Raw genomic sequence first — 15,007 nt, 5'->3', positions numbered from 1 at the left:
TTGACGCAACAATCGGTACAGAAGGTTCGGACGGCTTCACGGAAGCGATCGTCGAGATTCGGTTCGGCTATCGCGAGAGCGCCGCGATCAGCGCTTTTCCGAATTCGTGGGCTGCGGGCGGCCCATTGGCCGTGATGATCTTCCCCGAAACGACGACCGGGCGGTCGACATAAGAGGCTCCGCCGCTGCGCATGGCCTTCAGGGAGTCGTCGGTGGGCCAACAGGTGGCTTCGACCCCCTTCAGCACGCCGGCGATCGCCAACGTCGCGCCCGACAGGCAGATGCCTGCGACCAGCTTCCCCGCCGCCTTCGAATCTCGCAGCAGTGCGTGGGCGGCATCGTCCTGCCAGAGCCAGTCGGGCGTGCCGCGGCCGCCGACGGCGACGACGGCATCGTAGTCCGCCGCCATCGCGTCGCGGATCGCGAGATCCGGTTCGACCACGGCGCCGAGCATGCCCTTCGCGGTGGCCTTGTCCCTGGCTGCGATGAAAACGACTGCGCCGGCAGCCGTCAATTCCTCTTTCGGTTGGAGCATCTCTTCATCCCGGAAGTCGACCTGGTTGACGAGGAAGAGCACCTTTTTCCCTGACAATGGTTTCATCGCGTCCTCCTTTTCCTTTACCCTTGTTGGATGCCGTACGCCCTGCCTGTGGTTTCCCCCCCCCGGTCAAGGGAGTGCCGATCTGCTCAGGTATACTGGGAATCACACGGAAAACGCAACGGAGGAATGATGAAGACGGTACGACTCGGCAAGACAGGCCTGGAGATCTTCCCGCTCGTGTTCGGCACGCTCCCGATGGGACCTCTGCAGGCGAACCTTTTACCGGCGGAGGGCGGGAAACTGATCCGCCGGGCGCTCGATCGCGGGGTGACGACGATCGACACCGCCGAACTGTACGGCACCTATGGCCACGTCCGGGAAGGGCTGGGCGGATGGGACGGCCCGGTCGTGGTCCTCTCGAAGACGCACGCGGCCGATCCGGCGACGGCGCGCGCGCACGTCGAGCGGGCGCTGCGGGAGATGGGGCGCGAGCGGATCGAGGTGGTCCACATGCACGGGGCGAAGGTGGAGCGGCCGTTTTCCGACCGCACGGAGGTCTTCGCGGAGCTGTTGAAGATGAAAGAAGAGGGGAAGATCGCGCACGTCGGCCTGTCGTCCCACTACGTGCCCGCGATTCGCGAGGCGGCGCGTCATCCCGAGGTGGAGGTGATCCACCCGCTGCTCAATCGGGTCGGCATGGGGATTCTCGGCGGGACGGTCGACGAAATGTTGGAGGCGATCTCCGCATGCGCGGAGGCCGGCAAGGGGATCTACGCGATGAAGGCGCTTGCCGGCGGCAACTTCATCCGCGACGCGCGGGCCAGTCTGGCATGGGTGCGGTCGTTCCCGTTCGTCCATGCGGTGGCGATCGGGATGCTCTCGGCGGAGGAGGTCGACGCGAACGTCCGCTTCTTCGCGGAGGGAGTGGCGGAAGAAGACGTCTGGAAACCGCTCGAGGCGCGTCGGCGTCGGCTGCGCATCATGACTCAGTTCTGCAAGGGGTGCGGCGCCTGCGTGCCGGCCTGCGCCTCGCGGGCGCTCTCGATCGTGGACGGGAAGGCCGAGGTGGACGCGTCGATTTGCGTGCTGTGCGGATACTGCGCGGAGGCCTGCCCGGAGTTCGTCATTCGGGTCGTCTGAAATCAGCGCCTGGCATGCCGGAACAGCAGCAGGCCGGCCGAGGCGAACAGGAATCCCGGGGCCCAGGCGGCGACGAACGGGGGCAAAAGCCCTTTGCGCCCGACGGAGAGCGACAGCGAGAGGGTGATCCAGCAGAAAAAGCCGACGAGCAGCCCGATGCCGATGCTGCGCCAGACCCCGCCGGAGCGCGGGGCCGACAGCGCGAACGGGATGGCGATCAGGCTGACGATGATGTTGAGCAGCGGGTAGGCCAGCTTCGCGTTCAGGTCGACGGCATACTGGTGGACGTCATACCCCTTGGCGCGGAGGTCGGCGACGTAGGCGGACAACTGCGACCAGGTCATCTCGGCGGGCGGCGTCTCTCCGTCGACGAAGCCCTGGATCGTGTCGGGGAACGAGAACGTTTCCCGGGCGAACGGAACGGGAACGAAGCCGCCCGTTTCCGTCCGCTCGATCCCGTTGTCGAGATGCCACCGGCCGTCCTTCCCGAAAGTGGCCGTCGTGGCCTCGATGCGCCGGATCAGCCGGAAGTCGGGGGTGATTCCGAGATACTGGAAGCCCGAAAGCGTCCGGGCCCGCGAATCGACCAGCTGTGCCGACAGGATGGCGCCTTCCCCCCGGATCCAGTAGCGGTTCATCGAGAATTGCGCGGCGACCTTTCCGGGCTGGACTCGTGCGCGGGAGACTTCCCGCGCGGCACGCGACGCGCGCGGAATGAGCAGCTCGGAAAAGCCGAACGACAGGAGCGAGACGAGCGTGCAGCCGATCAGGATCGGGGCGCACACCCTCGGCAGGCTTAATCCCCCCGCGAACATGGCGGTCAGCTCGTTGCTGCGCGCCCGGAGCGAGATGGTGACGAGCACGGCGACGAGGACCGCGACCGGGGAGATCTGGACGAAGACGCTCGGGGCGGTGGCCAGGTAGTAGAGGGCGATCTCGCGCGCCGCTGCGCCGTGCTTCAGGAAGTCGTCGGCCTTGTCGACGAAGTCGATGACGAGGAAGAGCATGACGAACCCGAACGAGCAAAGGAGGATCGTCTTGGCCAGCTCGCGGAAGAGGTAGCGCTGGAGGATCGTCATCGGCGGGCCGAGAGGATCGTCAGGATGCGGGGCGGGGCGGGAATCCCCGTTTCGGACATCCGGAATATGACGACCGCGCCGCCGAAAACCAGCAGGTTGGGGAGCCACATCAGGAGGATCATCCCGATGCGGGAGCTCGACTCGACGGCGCCTGCCGCGGCAAGGAACATGTAGTAGAAGAGGATGACGGCGACGGTGATCGCCAGCGCCGGCGACTTGCCGCGGGCCCGCTGGAACAGGCCGAGCGGGACGGCGGCGAGCCCGAACGCGAGGCACGAAGCCGCCAGCGAAAGCCGGCGGTGGAAGTGGTAGATGAAAGTCGCCCCTTCCTTGCCCGTTCCCTTCTCGCGGATCTTCCGGAAAAGCTGGGGCACCGTCAGGTTGCGCGGGTCATCGGGGTTGATCGCGTCGGAGAGCGCCAGCGGCAGCCGGAATTCGAGCGAGCGGAAACTTGCGAACCGGTAGGCGTTGTCCTCGGGCGCATCGGTGTGGACGGCGCCGTCGAGCAGCGTCAGGCCGACCGCGTTCGTGGTGCCGGAAGCGAACTCCCCGCGCCGGGCGAAGACCAGCGCGGGCTCGCGGCGGCCGAGGTTGTGGACGAGCAGAAGGCCGTCCATCCGCCGGCCGTCGGTCGACATCCGGTCGGGAAAAAGGAGGACGTCGGGCGTGATCTCCTGGAAGACGTGCTCGGAGGCGCCGGCGCCCGCGCGGATCGACAGGATGCGGGCGAGGGTGGCTTTCATCTCGCGGTTTCCCCAGGCGACCCCTGCCCAACCGATGTAGAGGCTGGCGGAAAAGGCGAGGATGCTGACCAGCATGACGGGCCCGGCGAAGCTGCGCATTCCCATCCCCGCGGTCTGCATGGCCGTGATCTCGGAATCGGCGCCGAAACGGCCCAGGGCGAGCAGGACCGCCAGCAGCAGCGCGGCGGGCAGGGTGATCTCGAGGAACATGGGGACGAAGGCGAGCAGCAGTCGCCCGCCAAGCTCGGGCGGCACGCCCTTGGACACGACGAGGTCGGAGAGCAGCGAGAAGCGATGGAGAAGGACAACCAGCGTGAAGGTGAGCAGACCGATGAAAAAAGGGCCCGCCACCTCGGCGAGGATATATTTGTGGAGCCGTTTCACCGGCGTATAATATCATTTTCACACGGGGGTTTTTCGCTTTGACAAGACGCATGACCGTGCTGTCCGGGCCGTCCTCCGGTCTTCCCGCGAGCGGCGCGGCGGTCACCATCGGCAATTTCGACGGGGTCCACCGGGGACACCGCGAATTGCTCCGCCGAACAGTCGAATACGCAGCCTCCGCCGGAATCCCGTCCGTCGCGGTCACTTTTTCGCCCCACCCGGTCCGCCACTTCTCCCCGTCGGCCCGTTTCTACGAGATCTCGTCGCACGCCGAGCGCGCCGCGCTGATCGCCGAGGCCGGCATCGACTACCTGCTGGTCGAACCGTTCGACGAGAAGCTCGGGAGCATGACGCCGGACGCCTTCGCGCACGATTTTCTCGTCGGCCGACTGCACACGCGGCACCTCGTGGTCGGCTACGACTTCAACTTCGGGGCCGGCCGTGCCGGCTCCCCTTCGACGCTCATCGGGCTGGGCGCGGCGCTCGGATTCACGGTCGAGATCGTTCCCGCGCTCTATCGGGGCGGCGCGATCGTCAGTTCCAGCCGCATCCGCGAGTTGTTGCTCGGCGGCCGGGTCCGCGAGGCCGAGGATCTGCTCTGCCGTCCCTACCGGCTTTCGGGCCCCGTCGTCACCGGCATGCAACGAGGCCACAAGCTGGGGTTTCCGACGGCCAACATCCGGTTCACGCAGGAGCTCGCCCCCCTTCCCGGCGTCTATATCGTCGATGCCGAGGTCGAGGGGCGTCGATGCCGGGGCGTCGCCAACATCGGATTCAACCCCACGTTCGGCGACAATTCGCTCGGGCTCGAGGTGCACCTGCTCGAGCCGACCGGCGACCTCTACGGCAAGGAGATGGCGGTCGACTTCCGGGAGCGGATCCGCGACGAGCGGAAATTCGAGAACATCGAGGCGCTCGTCCGCCAGATCGCCGATGATGTCCGCTTCGCTCAGACGTCATCGGTGAGGCCGCCGTCGGGAAGCCGAACCGGGGAGTCGGGCGAATGACCGGGCGCGCGCACATCCGACCGGCTGCCTGTTGCGCCGCAGGCGCCGCGCTCATCGTGCTGCTCGCCTCCGGATGCACCCGGAAACCGGCGAGCGAGGGCACGTCGGCGGGGACGGTCGCCGCGCCGGTGGCCGCGATCCAGCAGGCCTTCACGTCGGTCGTCGAGGGCGCCGTGCCGTCGGTCGTCAACATCAGCACCGTGATGCGGTTCGCGAAGGGCTCCGTACCGCCCCCCCGCGACGACAACGGCAACCCGCTGCCGCCCGACTACCTCGACGTGCTCGAGCAGAACGGCGGCTACCGGGACGATTCGCTCGGGACCGGCCTCATCCTCGCCGAAGACGGCCTGATCGTGACCAACGAGCACGTCATCCGCGACGCGGACGAGATCGTCGTCCGCCTCTCCGACCGCACCGAATACCCGGGGCAGGTGATCGGCGCCGATCCCCGCACCGACATCGCGCTGGTCCGCATCAAGCCGGGGCGCAAGCTCAAGCCGGCGCGGTTGGGCGATTCCTCGCATCTCAAGCCCGGCGAGTTCGCGATCGCGGTCGGCAGCCCGTTCGGGCTCGAGAGCACCGTCACGCAAGGCGTGATCAGCGCGACGGGGCGCACCGATTTCGTCGACGACGCGGGCGAAGACCTGATCCAGACCGATGCCTCGATCAACCCGGGCAACTCGGGCGGCCCGCTGCTCAACATCCGGGGCGAGGTCATCGGCATCACCTCCTCCATCATGAGCAGCGCGCAGGGGATCGGCTTCGCCATCCCGATCAACACCGTGAAGGCGGTGGCGCAAGAGCTGTCGGCGCACGGCACGGTCCGCCGCGGGTGGCTCGGCGTCGAGATCCAGCCGCTGACGACCGAGCTTGCCGAATCGTTCGGCGTCCGGGGAGAGCAGGGCGTCCTGATCAACCGGGTGACCCCCAAGAGCCCTGCCGAGAAGGCCGGCTTGCGGGCGGGCGACATCCTGACCGTGTTCCAGGGGAAGCGGGTGACCGGCCAGAAGGAACTGCAGCGCCAGATCGCAGGCACGGCGCCGGGCAGCGCGGTCGGACTCGAGATCCTGCGCGAAGGCAAGCGGGCGTCGGTGACGGCCCAGCTCTCCGAGATGGAAGGGAAGGGGCCGACCCAGACCCCTCGCCGGGAGACGGCCGACGCGTTGGGATTGGCGGTGACGCCGATTCCGGGCACAATAGCGAAGGAACTGTCGATCGAGGGCGGCGTGGCGGTCAACTACGTCGAGCCCACCGGCGTGGCTTGGCAGGGCGGCATCCGGGAGGGCGATATCCTGCTGCGGATCAATCACGCCCCCGTCGCCGGTGTCGAGGGCTATCGCCGGATCATCTCGGCGCTGCCGTCCCGGCGGATGGTATCGGTTCTGGTCTACCGCAACGGCGGGCAGACCTACATGGCGTTTCGCACCCGGTGAGCGTCGTGAGCCGGGACACGGATTCTCGAAGGAGGCAGGGACGATGAGTGTGGTCAGGGATCCGGATGTCGCCAGGCGCATCGCAAGGGCGGTCGTCTCCGACATCGCCCTCTACAACGCCCGAAAGGTCGAGGAGGGGATCGGGAACGACAACCTGTTCGACCTCCTGAAAGACGAGATCGAGGAGGGGCGCAACTACTACGCCAGCCGCGTCGACCCCGACATTCTCAAGGGCACCAATTTTTTCAACCAGGCGCTGGTCGACGTGCTCGTGAAGCCGTCCGGGCGCATCCCGTCCAAGGCCTGGTAACGGGCAAGCCGTTGCCCGTCACGCACCGGCTGACCGTTCCCCCGGGAGACGCGGGGGAGCGGCTCGACCGGTTTCTCGCCGCATCGCTTCCCGACCTGTCGCGTTCCCGCCTGCAACGGCTCATCGAGGACGGGCAGGTGACGCTGGCCTCCGGCGACGCCCGCCCCTCGGGTCGGCTCAAGGCCGGCGACGCGATCGTTGTCACGATTCCCCCCCCACGCCCGCTCGAGCTCATCCCCGAGGATCGGCCTCTGCGCATCCTGTATCAGGACGCCTACCTGCTCGTGGTCGAGAAGCCGGCGGGGATGGTCGTCCACCCCGCGCCCGGCCACGCCGAGGGCACGCTCGTCCATGTTCTGCTCGCGCACGCCGAGGGGCTTTCGGGCATCGGCGGCGTCGAGCGTCCCGGCATCGTCCACCGGCTCGACCGAGACACGTCGGGCATCCTCGTTGTCGCGAAGACCGACGCGGCGCATGCGGGGCTCTCTGCGCGCTTCGCGACCCACGACCTCGTCCGCCGTTACCACGGCATCGTCTGGGGAAGCCCCGCGAAGGCGAGCGGCACGGTCGTCACGCGCATCGGCCGCCATCCGGTCAATCGCAAGAAGATGGCGGTGCTGGAGCGGGGCGGCCGCGAGGCGATCACGCGCTATCGGCTGCTCGAGACGTTCGGCCCGTTCAGCCGGGTCGAGTTCGAGCTCGAGACGGGGCGCACCCACCAGGTGCGCGTCCACTGCGCCCACCTTGGCTGCCCGATCGTGGGCGACGACGTCTACGGAAAATCGCGAAAAGTAGTCCTGGGCAAGGGAGCGGGGTCGCAAACGGTCGTCCTCGACCGGTATTTTCTCCACGCGTTCCACCTGGCGTTCGAGCATCCCGTGACCGGCGAAAAGCTGTCGTTCACGGTCGACGATCCGCCCGAGTTCGGCATCTTCCGGGACGAGGTGCTGGCCGCCGGCGGCAAATGAAGGGCTCGACCGGGCGGCCGGGCCCTGTGCGTCGCTAGCGCGGTTCTTTCCGCGCCGCCTCCAGCGCCTCGGCCCAGGAGGCGATCTTTCCCCCGTGGGCATTGACGAATGCCTCCGCCGCTTCGGGCGCGGCGAAGGCCCACTTCGGCACCGCGGTCATCACGCCCCGCTTCTTCCCCCCTATGACCCAAGTCGCCTTTTCCGCATCGACCAGTGCCGTGCGGTCGCGGTCGGCCGCGAGGATCGACTTCACCGTCCTGCCCGCCCCCTTGTCGAGGGCGGCCGCGGCGCAATGCAGGCTGCAGGCGCCGACTTCGGCGCCGTCCTCGTAGACGATCAGCATCCGGCTGAAGCCGTAGGCCTTCCGGTCCATCCCGCATTCGGCGCAAAACCGGTGACGGGAGATGTCGTCCTGAGCGAAGGCGGCTGCGGATATCAGGAGCAGAACGACGGCGATGCCGATGCGTCCCCTCGGTATGTTCATGGCGATGACCTCCCGTATCCTGGTTCCGTTCATGGCAGCCCCCCGAGCACGGAGAGCAACCGGGTGCCGTTCCCGTAGTCCTCGTTCATCCGGATGACGCCCGTGTTGTCGACGACCACGGTCGTGCCCATCGTCGCGGCGTAGGCGTGAAGCACCGGGTTGCCGGTATCGACGAGCACCGTGAATCCCGACCCGAGATAGCCGTTTTCGGTCTCGGACCGGAGGGCGTCGGCGACGCTGCCCGACACGTAGTCGATCACGAGGAACGCCACGTCGGGATAGGCGGGAATGACGGCGCTTCGCATGTGGCTCATGTGGGCGTCGCAGATCGGGCACCACATCGTGAAGTAGAGGACGATCGCCCTTCGCCCCGCGAGGCTCGCGGAGAGGGTGACGCTTTCCCCGAGCGTGCCCGGGAGCGTGAAGTCGGGGGCGTTCTGCCCGACTGCGGGACCGGTCGTGCCGGATACGACGGGCGGGCGCCGGTCGGTGGCGGAGGGCGACAGGTCTTCCCCCACGCCGTTGCATCCGGCCGCCAGCGCGAGGATCGGGAGCAGGGTCATGACCCGGCGCATTCGCCCCTTCTTAACGGAACCCATAGCGGACTCCCATGCTGTAGATGTCGGTGGTCGGGAAGTTTTCTCCCCACCCTTCGGCCTGGATCGCGTGGTTCCAGGACGCCTTGACGCTCCAGTCGTGATCGGTGCTCGCGTAGAGGAGCGCGCCGCCGACCGAGGTTTTCTTGAAGGCGGTCGTCGGGTCGGTCTCGCCGTTCCGCTTTCCGTTGTCTTCCTCCACGTAGGCCAGGGTGGCCGTGCCCGTCAGCGTGTCGCCCCCCGTCCCCAGGACGGCGATGTAGCCGAGCGAGCCGGAAACCGAGAAGCGGTTGCCGAGACGCTTGTGGTAGGGCTCGACGAAGCGGCCGTACTCCTTGTCGACGGGGCGCTCGAAATAGCGCCCGTAGCCCAGCGCGAGCGAGGCCGTGAAAGGGCGAAGCGTCTTGTCGACCTGCAGATTGCCGTCGAGCCGGTAGAATCCGCGCCCGGTGACGTCGAAGCTGCTCTCCTTGTCGTCGTACGGGGAGATGCCGGTGGGGATCAGGAGGGACGGCCCGATCACGACCGACGGGATGAGGTCCTTCGCGGATGAAAGTTTCCAGGTCGAGACGTCGTCGAGCGCCTCGTACCAGACCGACAGCGTCGAGTCGCCCAGGCCGTCGGAGCTGGTGACGCTGCCGGAGTAGCGGTTCCGGTTCCAGACATAAGGGAGGGACACGCTCGCCTGCCAGCGCGAGGAGAGCCGTTGCGCGGCGCCCAGCGTCAGCCGGTACTGCCGCAGGTCGGAACCGGGCGGATCCTGGATGTGCCGGCCGGCCTGGTTCCAGAAGCCGTCGTATTTCTCCATCTCGAGCCCCAGGTCGAGCAGGGCCTTGTTGCCTTTCGGCAGGATCAGCGCCGCGCCGCTGCCGCCGCCGCAGCAGGAGCCGGCGTTGGCCGGGGTGGGATGCAGGCCGGCGGCCCCCCAGAGGAGGGCCGCCAGGCACAGGAGCGGAAGGGGCCGGATCGAGCGAACCATGCCGCTCGTCAAGGCGCCAGGATCGTGAACGTGGCGAATCCGTTGGTCCCGTTGTCGGGGGCGCCGCTGGTCGTCTTCCGCTCGCCGTTCACCGTCAGCCGGACGTAGACGTTTCCCGTCTGGCCGCTGATGAGCCCCGAAAGGCCGGGGAACGACCAATGGGCCGTTCCTGCGACGGGCGTTCCGGTGACGACGCTCGAGTTGAACGTGTTGTCCGTGGAGGCGTCGACCAGGATGGCGTCGACCGTGAAGGGCGCGCCGGCCGGCGTATGGAGCACGGTCCCGACCTGGAGCTGCGGGAAGGTCGACTGGTTGTCGTTCGCCGCCAGGTAGACCTTGAAAGTATGGGCGCCCGTGGCGCCGGTCATCGGGCCGTCCTTGAAGAGGAAGTAGTTGCGCTGCGCGACGGGCACGCTGGCCGCGTTGTCCGTTCCCTTCAGCGTCGCGCGCGCCGTGTCGGCGCCCGGGTTGTTTACGAAGGGATGGAAGGTGGCGGTTTCGCCGTCGACGACGACCCGCAGCTCCCAGAACCCCATGCCGGCCGAGCCCATGACGTAGTAGACGGTGCAGGTATAGGTGCCGTCGGTGTTGTCGCCGATCGCGTTGTCGATCGGCGACGAGTGGTCCTTTGTGGCCATGTACATCCAGGGAACGATCCGGAGCGTCCGTCCCGGCATCGCGACCCCGTCGCTGCGCCGGTTGACCTTGATCCCGAAGTCGGTGCGGCCCTGCGCGGGAGCGGCCGATCCGGGGAGATACTCGACCCGCCAGGTGGGTGTCAGGGCAACCGTCGCCATGGGAGGCGCGCCGATCTGGGTTGCCGTGAGACCGGTCTTGTTGACGGCGGGATCGAGGAAGCACGTCGCCAGCGCGTTGGCGAACCGGTTCTGGATGTCTTCCGGCAACGGCTTCCCGGGATAGATGTCGACGTTGTCGACGCCGAAGCGCCCGTCGAGGACGCCGTCGCGCAGGTCCGAGCCCAGGGCGGCGATCAGCTTGAACTGGTTGTCGGGGGAGACGCCGAGATCCCTGGCCATCTGGCTGAACGCGACGGCGCGAAGCCCCGCCAGTCGCCGGGCGACGTTGTCCACGCCCATTCCCATGACCGCGTTGTCGTTTCGGGGTCCCACGCTCGCGTTGTCGGTGAAGCCGAACGCTGCGACGCAGTTGTCGCGGGCCTGCGCCGAGGTTCGATTGGCCAATCGCAGGTCGTGGACGATGGTGGAGATCGGCGTCAGGTGGATCGCGGAACCGGTCCGGAGCGTGCCGGCCTCGGCATACGCCGAAAGCGGCCCGCCTGGGGTCGACGCCGTGCCGGTCGCCTCGTCCGTAAACGTGCCGCCGCTGCTTTCGAACCGGAGGGCGCCGGCCAGGGCGCCGTTCGGGATCGGGATGCTGTAGCTGCCGTCGGGCGCCGTCGCCACGGGGCCTGCTACGATATTCCCTGCCGCGTTCCGGACGCTGACCGACGCGCCGTTCATCGGGGCCGCGAAGACCGATCCGGTGATCGTGGTGGTCGTGGAAGCGCTGTCGGAACCTCCGCCGCCACAAGCGGCAAGAAGGGCGAAGAGGCAGGCAACGGCCAGGACGACGGCGTATTTTCCGGGGGGGAAAGGGCTCATGTCGGTCTCCATAAGTTTTGATTTGCCCGGACTTTCCGGGATCGTGCCTGCGGCGATGGGATCACGCGCTTCGTTAAAGCGAGCAAGCAGGACTCGTACCCGCGGATCGTCAAAGCTAAAAGCCATTGGTTTACGGAAAGTTGCAGCGCAGGCATCGGGCAGTCGGCCGGCGTCGAGTAGAGGAATTGCGAAGCCGGGCTCTCATTTGTTCCATGCGATGGGTGAAAATGGAGAATAATCTCCCGAACGGCAGGTTTTCCGGAGGAAACATGGGCGGACAGGCAGGGTCGGTCACGGCGGAGGGGCGCATCTCTCCGCCCGTCGGACGGTTCGCCCCCTCGCCGACCGGGCCGCTCCACTTCGGATCCCTCGTGGCCGCGCTCGGGAGCTGGCTGTTCGCGCGAAGCGCCGGCGGCCGCTGGCTCGTGCGGATGGAGGACCTGGACGCCCCGCGGGTCGTGCCCGGTTGCGCCGACGACATCCTCCGGACGCTCGAGACGCTCGGCTTCGCGTGGGACGGCGGCGTCGTTTTCCAGAGCAGCCGGACGGAAGCCTACAGCGCCGCGCTGGACCGGTTGAAGGCGGCGGGTGCCGCGTACCCCTGCGGCTGCTCGCGCGCGGAGGTTTCCCGGGCGGCGACGGCGCCGCATTCCGGGGAGGATGAGGTTGCCTATCCCGGCACGTGCCGCTACGGGTTGCCGCCGGGGAAGGCGGCGCGCGCCTGGCGGGTCCTCGCCGGAGAGGAGACGGTTTCTTTCCGCGACCGCGTTCTCGGGGGACAGTCGTCCGACCTCGCATCGACGTGCGGCGATTTCGTGGTGAGGCGGGCCGACGGGTTGTTCGCATACCAGCTCGCGGTCGTGGTCGACGACGCCTGGCAGGGGGTGACCCAGGTGGTCCGTGGGGCCGACCTCCTCACCTCGACGGCGCGCCAGATCCGCCTTCAGCGATTGCTCGGGTTTCCCGTTCCCGAATACGCTCACTTGCCTCTGGTCGGCACGGCCGGCGGGGGCAAGCTGTCCAAGCGGGACAGCGCGGTCTCCCTGGCGGCGGGCCGAGACCTCGCGCGCGACGGCGGCCGGCTGCTCGCATCCGCACTCGTCTTCCTGGGGCAGCGGGTGCCCCAGGACGCGGCGGCACTTCCCGCCCCGGAGCTGCTGGCCGCGGCGTCGGCCGCGTTCGACCCCGCCCGCATCCCAATCACCGGAGGTCCGTTCCCTTCATGAGATTGCCGAATTTCATCCAGTCGCCGCTGCTCCTCGGGGAGACCGGGACTTATCATGCCTTCTGCGGCGTCGATCCCGTGCCGGGGCGCGACGGGCGCACCCGGCTGCGCGAGGCGTTCGGGGTCCCGCCGGATGCGATGGGCACGCTGGTGCAGATCCACTCCGGCCTCGTCCTCGAGATGGAGGACGCCGACGGGGGCAACCCCGACGGAGGCGCCCGGGATGGCGACGGGCTCTGGACCGGTCGACCCGGTCGCGGCGTCGGGGTGCGGACCGCCGATTGCGTCCCCGTGCTGATCGCGCACCGGGAACTCCCGCTGGCCGCCGCTGTGCACGCCGGCTGGCGCGGGCTGGCCGAGGGCGTCATCCCGGCGACGGTCGCGGCGCTCGCCGGGCGGTTCGGCGCGGGGGTCGTCGACGGCCTGGTCGCCGCCGTCGGCCCGTGCGCCCGCGGGTGCTGCTACGAGGTCGGCGCCGATGTGGCCGACGCGCTGGCGCCGCTTCCCGGCGTCGCCGGGGCGTTGCGTCCCGGCAGAGCGCCGGGCAAGTGGATGGCCGACCTTCTGCCCGCGGCGGTGGCGCAACTCCGGGCGGCGGGCATCGCCGAGGGGCGTTGCGATGCGCCCGGCGTCTGCACGATCTGCGACGCCCGCTTCAACTCGTACCGCCGCGAGCGCTCCGTGTCGCTGCGCCAGCTCTCGTTCCTGTTCATTCCCTGACCGCGGAGGTCGCATGAACCCCGTTTTCGCCAAAGAACGCGCTCTCTGGCTGATCGCGCTGGCCCTGGCCGCCGTGACCGCAGCGGCTTATTCTCCCGTTCTCGGGAACGGGTTCATCCTGTTCGACGATCCCGAGTACCTGACCCGGAACGCCCACGTCCTGGGAGGGATCACCGCCGATTCCCTCCGCTGGGCGTTCACCGGGTTCGACGCTTCCAACTGGCATCCGCTGACCTGGCTGTCCCACATGCTCGATGTCCGCCTTTTCGGGCTCGACCCGTCGATGCACCATGCGGTCAACCTGTTGTTCCACATCGCGAACGTGGTACTGGTCTTCCTCGTTTTCCGCAAGATGACGGGGCGGGACCGGGAAAGCGCGGCCGCTTCGGTGCTCTTCGCCCTCCACCCGCTGCACGTCGAGTCGGTCGCCTGGGTTTCCGAGCGGAAGGACGTCCTCAGCACCTTCTTCCTTCTCGCGACGCTGGGCGCGTACGCCCGATACACCGAGCGGCCCGGCGCGGGGAGGTACCTGCTCGCGCTGGGGTTCCTCGCCCTGGGGCTCCTTGTCAAGCCGATGTTGGTCACGCTTCCCTTCCTCCTGCTGCTGGCGGACGCCTGGCCGCTCGGACGGCCCTTGACGCCTCGCGTCTTCCTCGAGAAGATCCCGTCCTTCGCGCTCTCGGCGGGTTCCTGCGTCATGAAATACCTCGCCCAGGCGCACCCCAGAACCTACGCCGCGCTGGTGTTTCCCGCCGGCATGCGGCTCGCCAACGCCGTCGTCGCCTATGCCCGCTATCTCGGGAAGACGCTCTACCCGGGCACCATGTCCATCCTTTACCCTTATCCGGCGTCCATCCCCGCGTGGGAATTCGCCGCGTCGCTCGGACTCCTGTCGGTCCTGACCTTCGCGGTCCTGCGCGCGCGGCACCGCTTCCCGTACCTCGCGTTCGGCTAGCTCTGGTTCCTCGGGACGCTGGTGCCCGTCATCGGGATCGTGCAGTTCGGGGTACAGTCGATCGCCGACCGGTACACCTATGTCCCGCACGTCGGGCTGTTCGTGCTGGCGGCGTGGGGCGCGGCGGATCTGATGCGCCGGCTCCCGAAGCATCGGCATGTGTTTTCGGACGTGGCCGGCGCCTGGGTCGTGTTCCTGTCCGCAACCACGTGGGGGCAGGCCGGCGTCTGGCGGGACAGCCTCACCCTGTTCCGCCATTCGGCCGATGCGACTGGGTCTCCCGCCCGGCTCAACCAGGGCCTCGGCTTTGCGTATCGCGAGCGGGGCGCCGGGCGGATCCAGGGGGGAAACCTGGACGGGGCGATCGAGGACCTGCGGGAATCGGACCGCTACAAGCCGTACGACCCGGAGACGCTGTGGCTTCTCGGGGGAGCCCTCATGGACGCGGGGAGGCCCGGGGAGGCGGAGGCCGTCGTCAGCCGGCTGGTCGACATCGATCCCGATGCCGAGCGGGGGCATGTCGGGCTGGGGCTGATCTACGAGTCGCAGGGAAGGCGGACCTCGCCCGGCAGCAGTTCCGGAGGGCGCTCGAGATCAACCCTTCGAGCCGGGCGGCGCAGGCCAGGATCGCTCCGTCCCGCTGATTTCCGCTGAATAACATTTACAGTTGACCCCTCCGAACGCTTCTGGTAGTCCTTAGTCTTCTTTCAATAACCGATCCACCTGTTCCACCCTGCGTCGGCTCCCGCCGTATGCCGTTCGCCGTTTCCCAGCCGCATCGCCGTATGCCTCACAGCCGTAGAACACTCATCAACCTTTCC

General features: G+C 68.0%; 16 protein-coding genes. 9 read left to right on the top strand and 7 right to left on the bottom strand.

Annotated features, from left to right (window positions below):
• Window positions 1–67 precede the first annotated feature (67 nt).
• The gene (locus VGK27_00380; protein ID HEY3488556.1) at window positions 68–601 is read right to left on the bottom strand and encodes a DJ-1/PfpI family protein; all 534 of its coding nucleotides are present in this window, start codon (window positions 599–601) and stop codon (window positions 68–70) included.
• A 129-nt stretch (window positions 602–730) separates the two neighbouring features.
• Here VGK27_00380 and VGK27_00375 point away from each other — a divergent pair, with 129 nt between their 5' ends.
• Entirely contained in the window at window positions 731–1,681 is a 951-nt protein-coding gene (locus VGK27_00375; GenBank protein ID HEY3488555.1) for an aldo/keto reductase, read from the top strand.
• A gap of 2 nt (window positions 1,682–1,683) precedes the next feature.
• Here VGK27_00375 and lptG read toward each other — a convergent pair whose 3' ends face one another.
• Together lptG and VGK27_00365 are read right to left on the bottom strand one after the other, a co-directional pair.
• Window positions 1,684–2,760 (bottom strand): LPS export ABC transporter permease LptG, encoded by a 1,077-nt coding sequence (lptG, locus tag VGK27_00370; protein HEY3488554.1) that lies wholly within the window; start codon window positions 2,758–2,760, stop codon window positions 1,684–1,686.
• Window positions 2,757–3,887, bottom strand: coding sequence for an LptF/LptG family permease (locus VGK27_00365; protein HEY3488553.1), 1,131 nt, complete (start codon window positions 3,885–3,887; stop codon window positions 2,757–2,759). The genes lptG and VGK27_00365 overlap by 4 nt, the downstream gene beginning before the upstream one ends.
• A gap of 38 nt (window positions 3,888–3,925) precedes the next feature.
• On the opposite strand from VGK27_00365, the gene VGK27_00360 reads away from it, so the two are divergent.
• The 4 genes from VGK27_00360 to VGK27_00345 are packed head-to-tail and all read left to right on the top strand — an operon-like array spanning window position 3,926 to window position 7,605.
• Window positions 3,926–4,894 carry a bifunctional riboflavin kinase/FAD synthetase gene (locus tag VGK27_00360; protein HEY3488552.1) on the top strand — a complete coding sequence of 323 codons (969 nt, stop codon included), beginning with the start codon at window positions 3,926–3,928 and terminating at the stop codon, window positions 4,892–4,894.
• Window positions 4,891–6,327, top strand: coding sequence for a Do family serine endopeptidase (locus VGK27_00355; protein HEY3488551.1), 1,437 nt, complete (start codon window positions 4,891–4,893; stop codon window positions 6,325–6,327). Before VGK27_00360 ends, VGK27_00355 begins: the two co-directional genes overlap by 4 nt.
• A gap of 43 nt (window positions 6,328–6,370) precedes the next feature.
• Window positions 6,371–6,637 (top strand): hypothetical protein, encoded by a 267-nt coding sequence (locus VGK27_00350; GenBank protein HEY3488550.1) that lies wholly within the window; start codon window positions 6,371–6,373, stop codon window positions 6,635–6,637.
• A gap of 11 nt (window positions 6,638–6,648) precedes the next feature.
• Window positions 6,649–7,605, top strand: coding sequence for an RluA family pseudouridine synthase (locus VGK27_00345; protein ID HEY3488549.1), 957 nt, complete (start codon window positions 6,649–6,651; stop codon window positions 7,603–7,605).
• 34 nt (window positions 7,606–7,639) lie between these two features.
• Here VGK27_00345 and VGK27_00340 read toward each other — a convergent pair whose 3' ends face one another.
• Genes VGK27_00340 through VGK27_00325 form a run of 4 tightly spaced genes read right to left on the bottom strand, consistent with a single transcriptional unit; the run spans window position 7,640 to window position 11,286 of the window.
• Window positions 7,640–8,089: a nitrous oxide reductase accessory protein NosL gene (locus VGK27_00340; protein HEY3488548.1), complete on the bottom strand. Its 450-nt coding sequence runs from the start codon at window positions 8,087–8,089 to the stop codon at window positions 7,640–7,642.
• A 29-nt stretch (window positions 8,090–8,118) separates the two neighbouring features.
• Window positions 8,119–8,664, bottom strand: coding sequence for a redoxin domain-containing protein (locus VGK27_00335; GenBank protein ID HEY3488547.1), 546 nt, complete (start codon window positions 8,662–8,664; stop codon window positions 8,119–8,121).
• 10 nt (window positions 8,665–8,674) lie between these two features.
• On the bottom strand, window positions 8,675–9,664 hold the full coding sequence (locus VGK27_00330; protein ID HEY3488546.1) for a hypothetical protein: 990 nt from the start codon (window positions 9,662–9,664) through the stop codon (window positions 8,675–8,677).
• Window positions 9,665–9,672: 8 nt separating this feature from the next.
• On the bottom strand, window positions 9,673–11,286 hold the full coding sequence (locus tag VGK27_00325) for a hypothetical protein (protein HEY3488545.1): 1,614 nt from the start codon (window positions 11,284–11,286) through the stop codon (window positions 9,673–9,675).
• Window positions 11,287–11,555: 269 nt separating this feature from the next.
• On the opposite strand from VGK27_00325, the gene gluQRS reads away from it, so the two are divergent.
• Genes gluQRS through VGK27_00305 form a run of 4 tightly spaced genes read left to right on the top strand, consistent with a single transcriptional unit; the run spans window position 11,556 to window position 14,840 of the window.
• Window positions 11,556–12,512, top strand: coding sequence for a tRNA glutamyl-Q(34) synthetase GluQRS (gene gluQRS / locus VGK27_00320; GenBank protein HEY3488544.1), 957 nt, complete (start codon window positions 11,556–11,558; stop codon window positions 12,510–12,512).
• Entirely contained in the window at window positions 12,509–13,231 is a 723-nt protein-coding gene (locus VGK27_00315) for a polyphenol oxidase family protein (GenBank protein HEY3488543.1), read from the top strand. The genes gluQRS and VGK27_00315 overlap by 4 nt, the downstream gene beginning before the upstream one ends.
• Window positions 13,232–13,244: 13 nt before the next feature.
• The gene (locus VGK27_00310; protein HEY3488542.1) at window positions 13,245–14,186 is read left to right on the top strand and encodes a glycosyltransferase family 39 protein; all 942 of its coding nucleotides are present in this window, start codon (window positions 13,245–13,247) and stop codon (window positions 14,184–14,186) included.
• 21 nt (window positions 14,187–14,207) lie between these two features.
• Window positions 14,208–14,840: a tetratricopeptide repeat protein gene (locus VGK27_00305; GenBank protein HEY3488541.1), complete on the top strand. Its 633-nt coding sequence runs from the start codon at window positions 14,208–14,210 to the stop codon at window positions 14,838–14,840.
• Window positions 14,841–15,007: the final 167 nt, after the last annotated feature.

The organism is Candidatus Deferrimicrobiaceae bacterium (assembly GCA_036504035.1).
Classification (GTDB): domain Bacteria; phylum Desulfobacterota; class Deferrimicrobia; order Deferrimicrobiales; family Deferrimicrobiaceae; genus JANXPS01.
Note: the sequence above shows the minus strand (reverse complement) of the source record. Positions and strands in the feature narration are given on the sequence as shown.

Bases quoted from the DNA above. Each gene is read 5' to 3' on its own strand.
- VGK27_00380 (HEY3488556.1), bottom strand. From the start codon at position 601: ATGAAACCATTGTCAGGGAAAAAGGTGCTCTTCCTCGTCAACCAGGTC.
- VGK27_00375 (HEY3488555.1), top strand. From the start codon at position 731: ATGAAGACGGTACGACTCGGCAAGACAGGCCTGGAGATCTTCCCGCTC.
- lptG (HEY3488554.1), bottom strand. From the start codon at position 2,760: ATGACGATCCTCCAGCGCTACCTCTTCCGCGAGCTGGCCAAGACGATC.
- VGK27_00355 (HEY3488551.1), top strand. From the start codon at position 4,891: ATGACCGGGCGCGCGCACATCCGACCGGCTGCCTGTTGCGCCGCAGGC.
- VGK27_00350 (HEY3488550.1), top strand. From the start codon at position 6,371: ATGAGTGTGGTCAGGGATCCGGATGTCGCCAGGCGCATCGCAAGGGCG.
- VGK27_00340 (HEY3488548.1), bottom strand. From the start codon at position 8,089: ATGAACATACCGAGGGGACGCATCGGCATCGCCGTCGTTCTGCTCCTG.
- VGK27_00335 (HEY3488547.1), bottom strand. From the start codon at position 8,664: ATGCGCCGGGTCATGACCCTGCTCCCGATCCTCGCGCTGGCGGCCGGA.
- VGK27_00330 (HEY3488546.1), bottom strand. From the start codon at position 9,664: ATGGTTCGCTCGATCCGGCCCCTTCCGCTCCTGTGCCTGGCGGCCCTC.
- VGK27_00325 (HEY3488545.1), bottom strand. From the start codon at position 11,286: ATGAGCCCTTTCCCCCCCGGAAAATACGCCGTCGTCCTGGCCGTTGCC.
- gluQRS (HEY3488544.1), top strand. From the start codon at position 11,556: ATGGGCGGACAGGCAGGGTCGGTCACGGCGGAGGGGCGCATCTCTCCG.
- VGK27_00315 (HEY3488543.1), top strand. From the start codon at position 12,509: ATGAGATTGCCGAATTTCATCCAGTCGCCGCTGCTCCTCGGGGAGACC.
- VGK27_00310 (HEY3488542.1), top strand. From the start codon at position 13,245: ATGAACCCCGTTTTCGCCAAAGAACGCGCTCTCTGGCTGATCGCGCTG.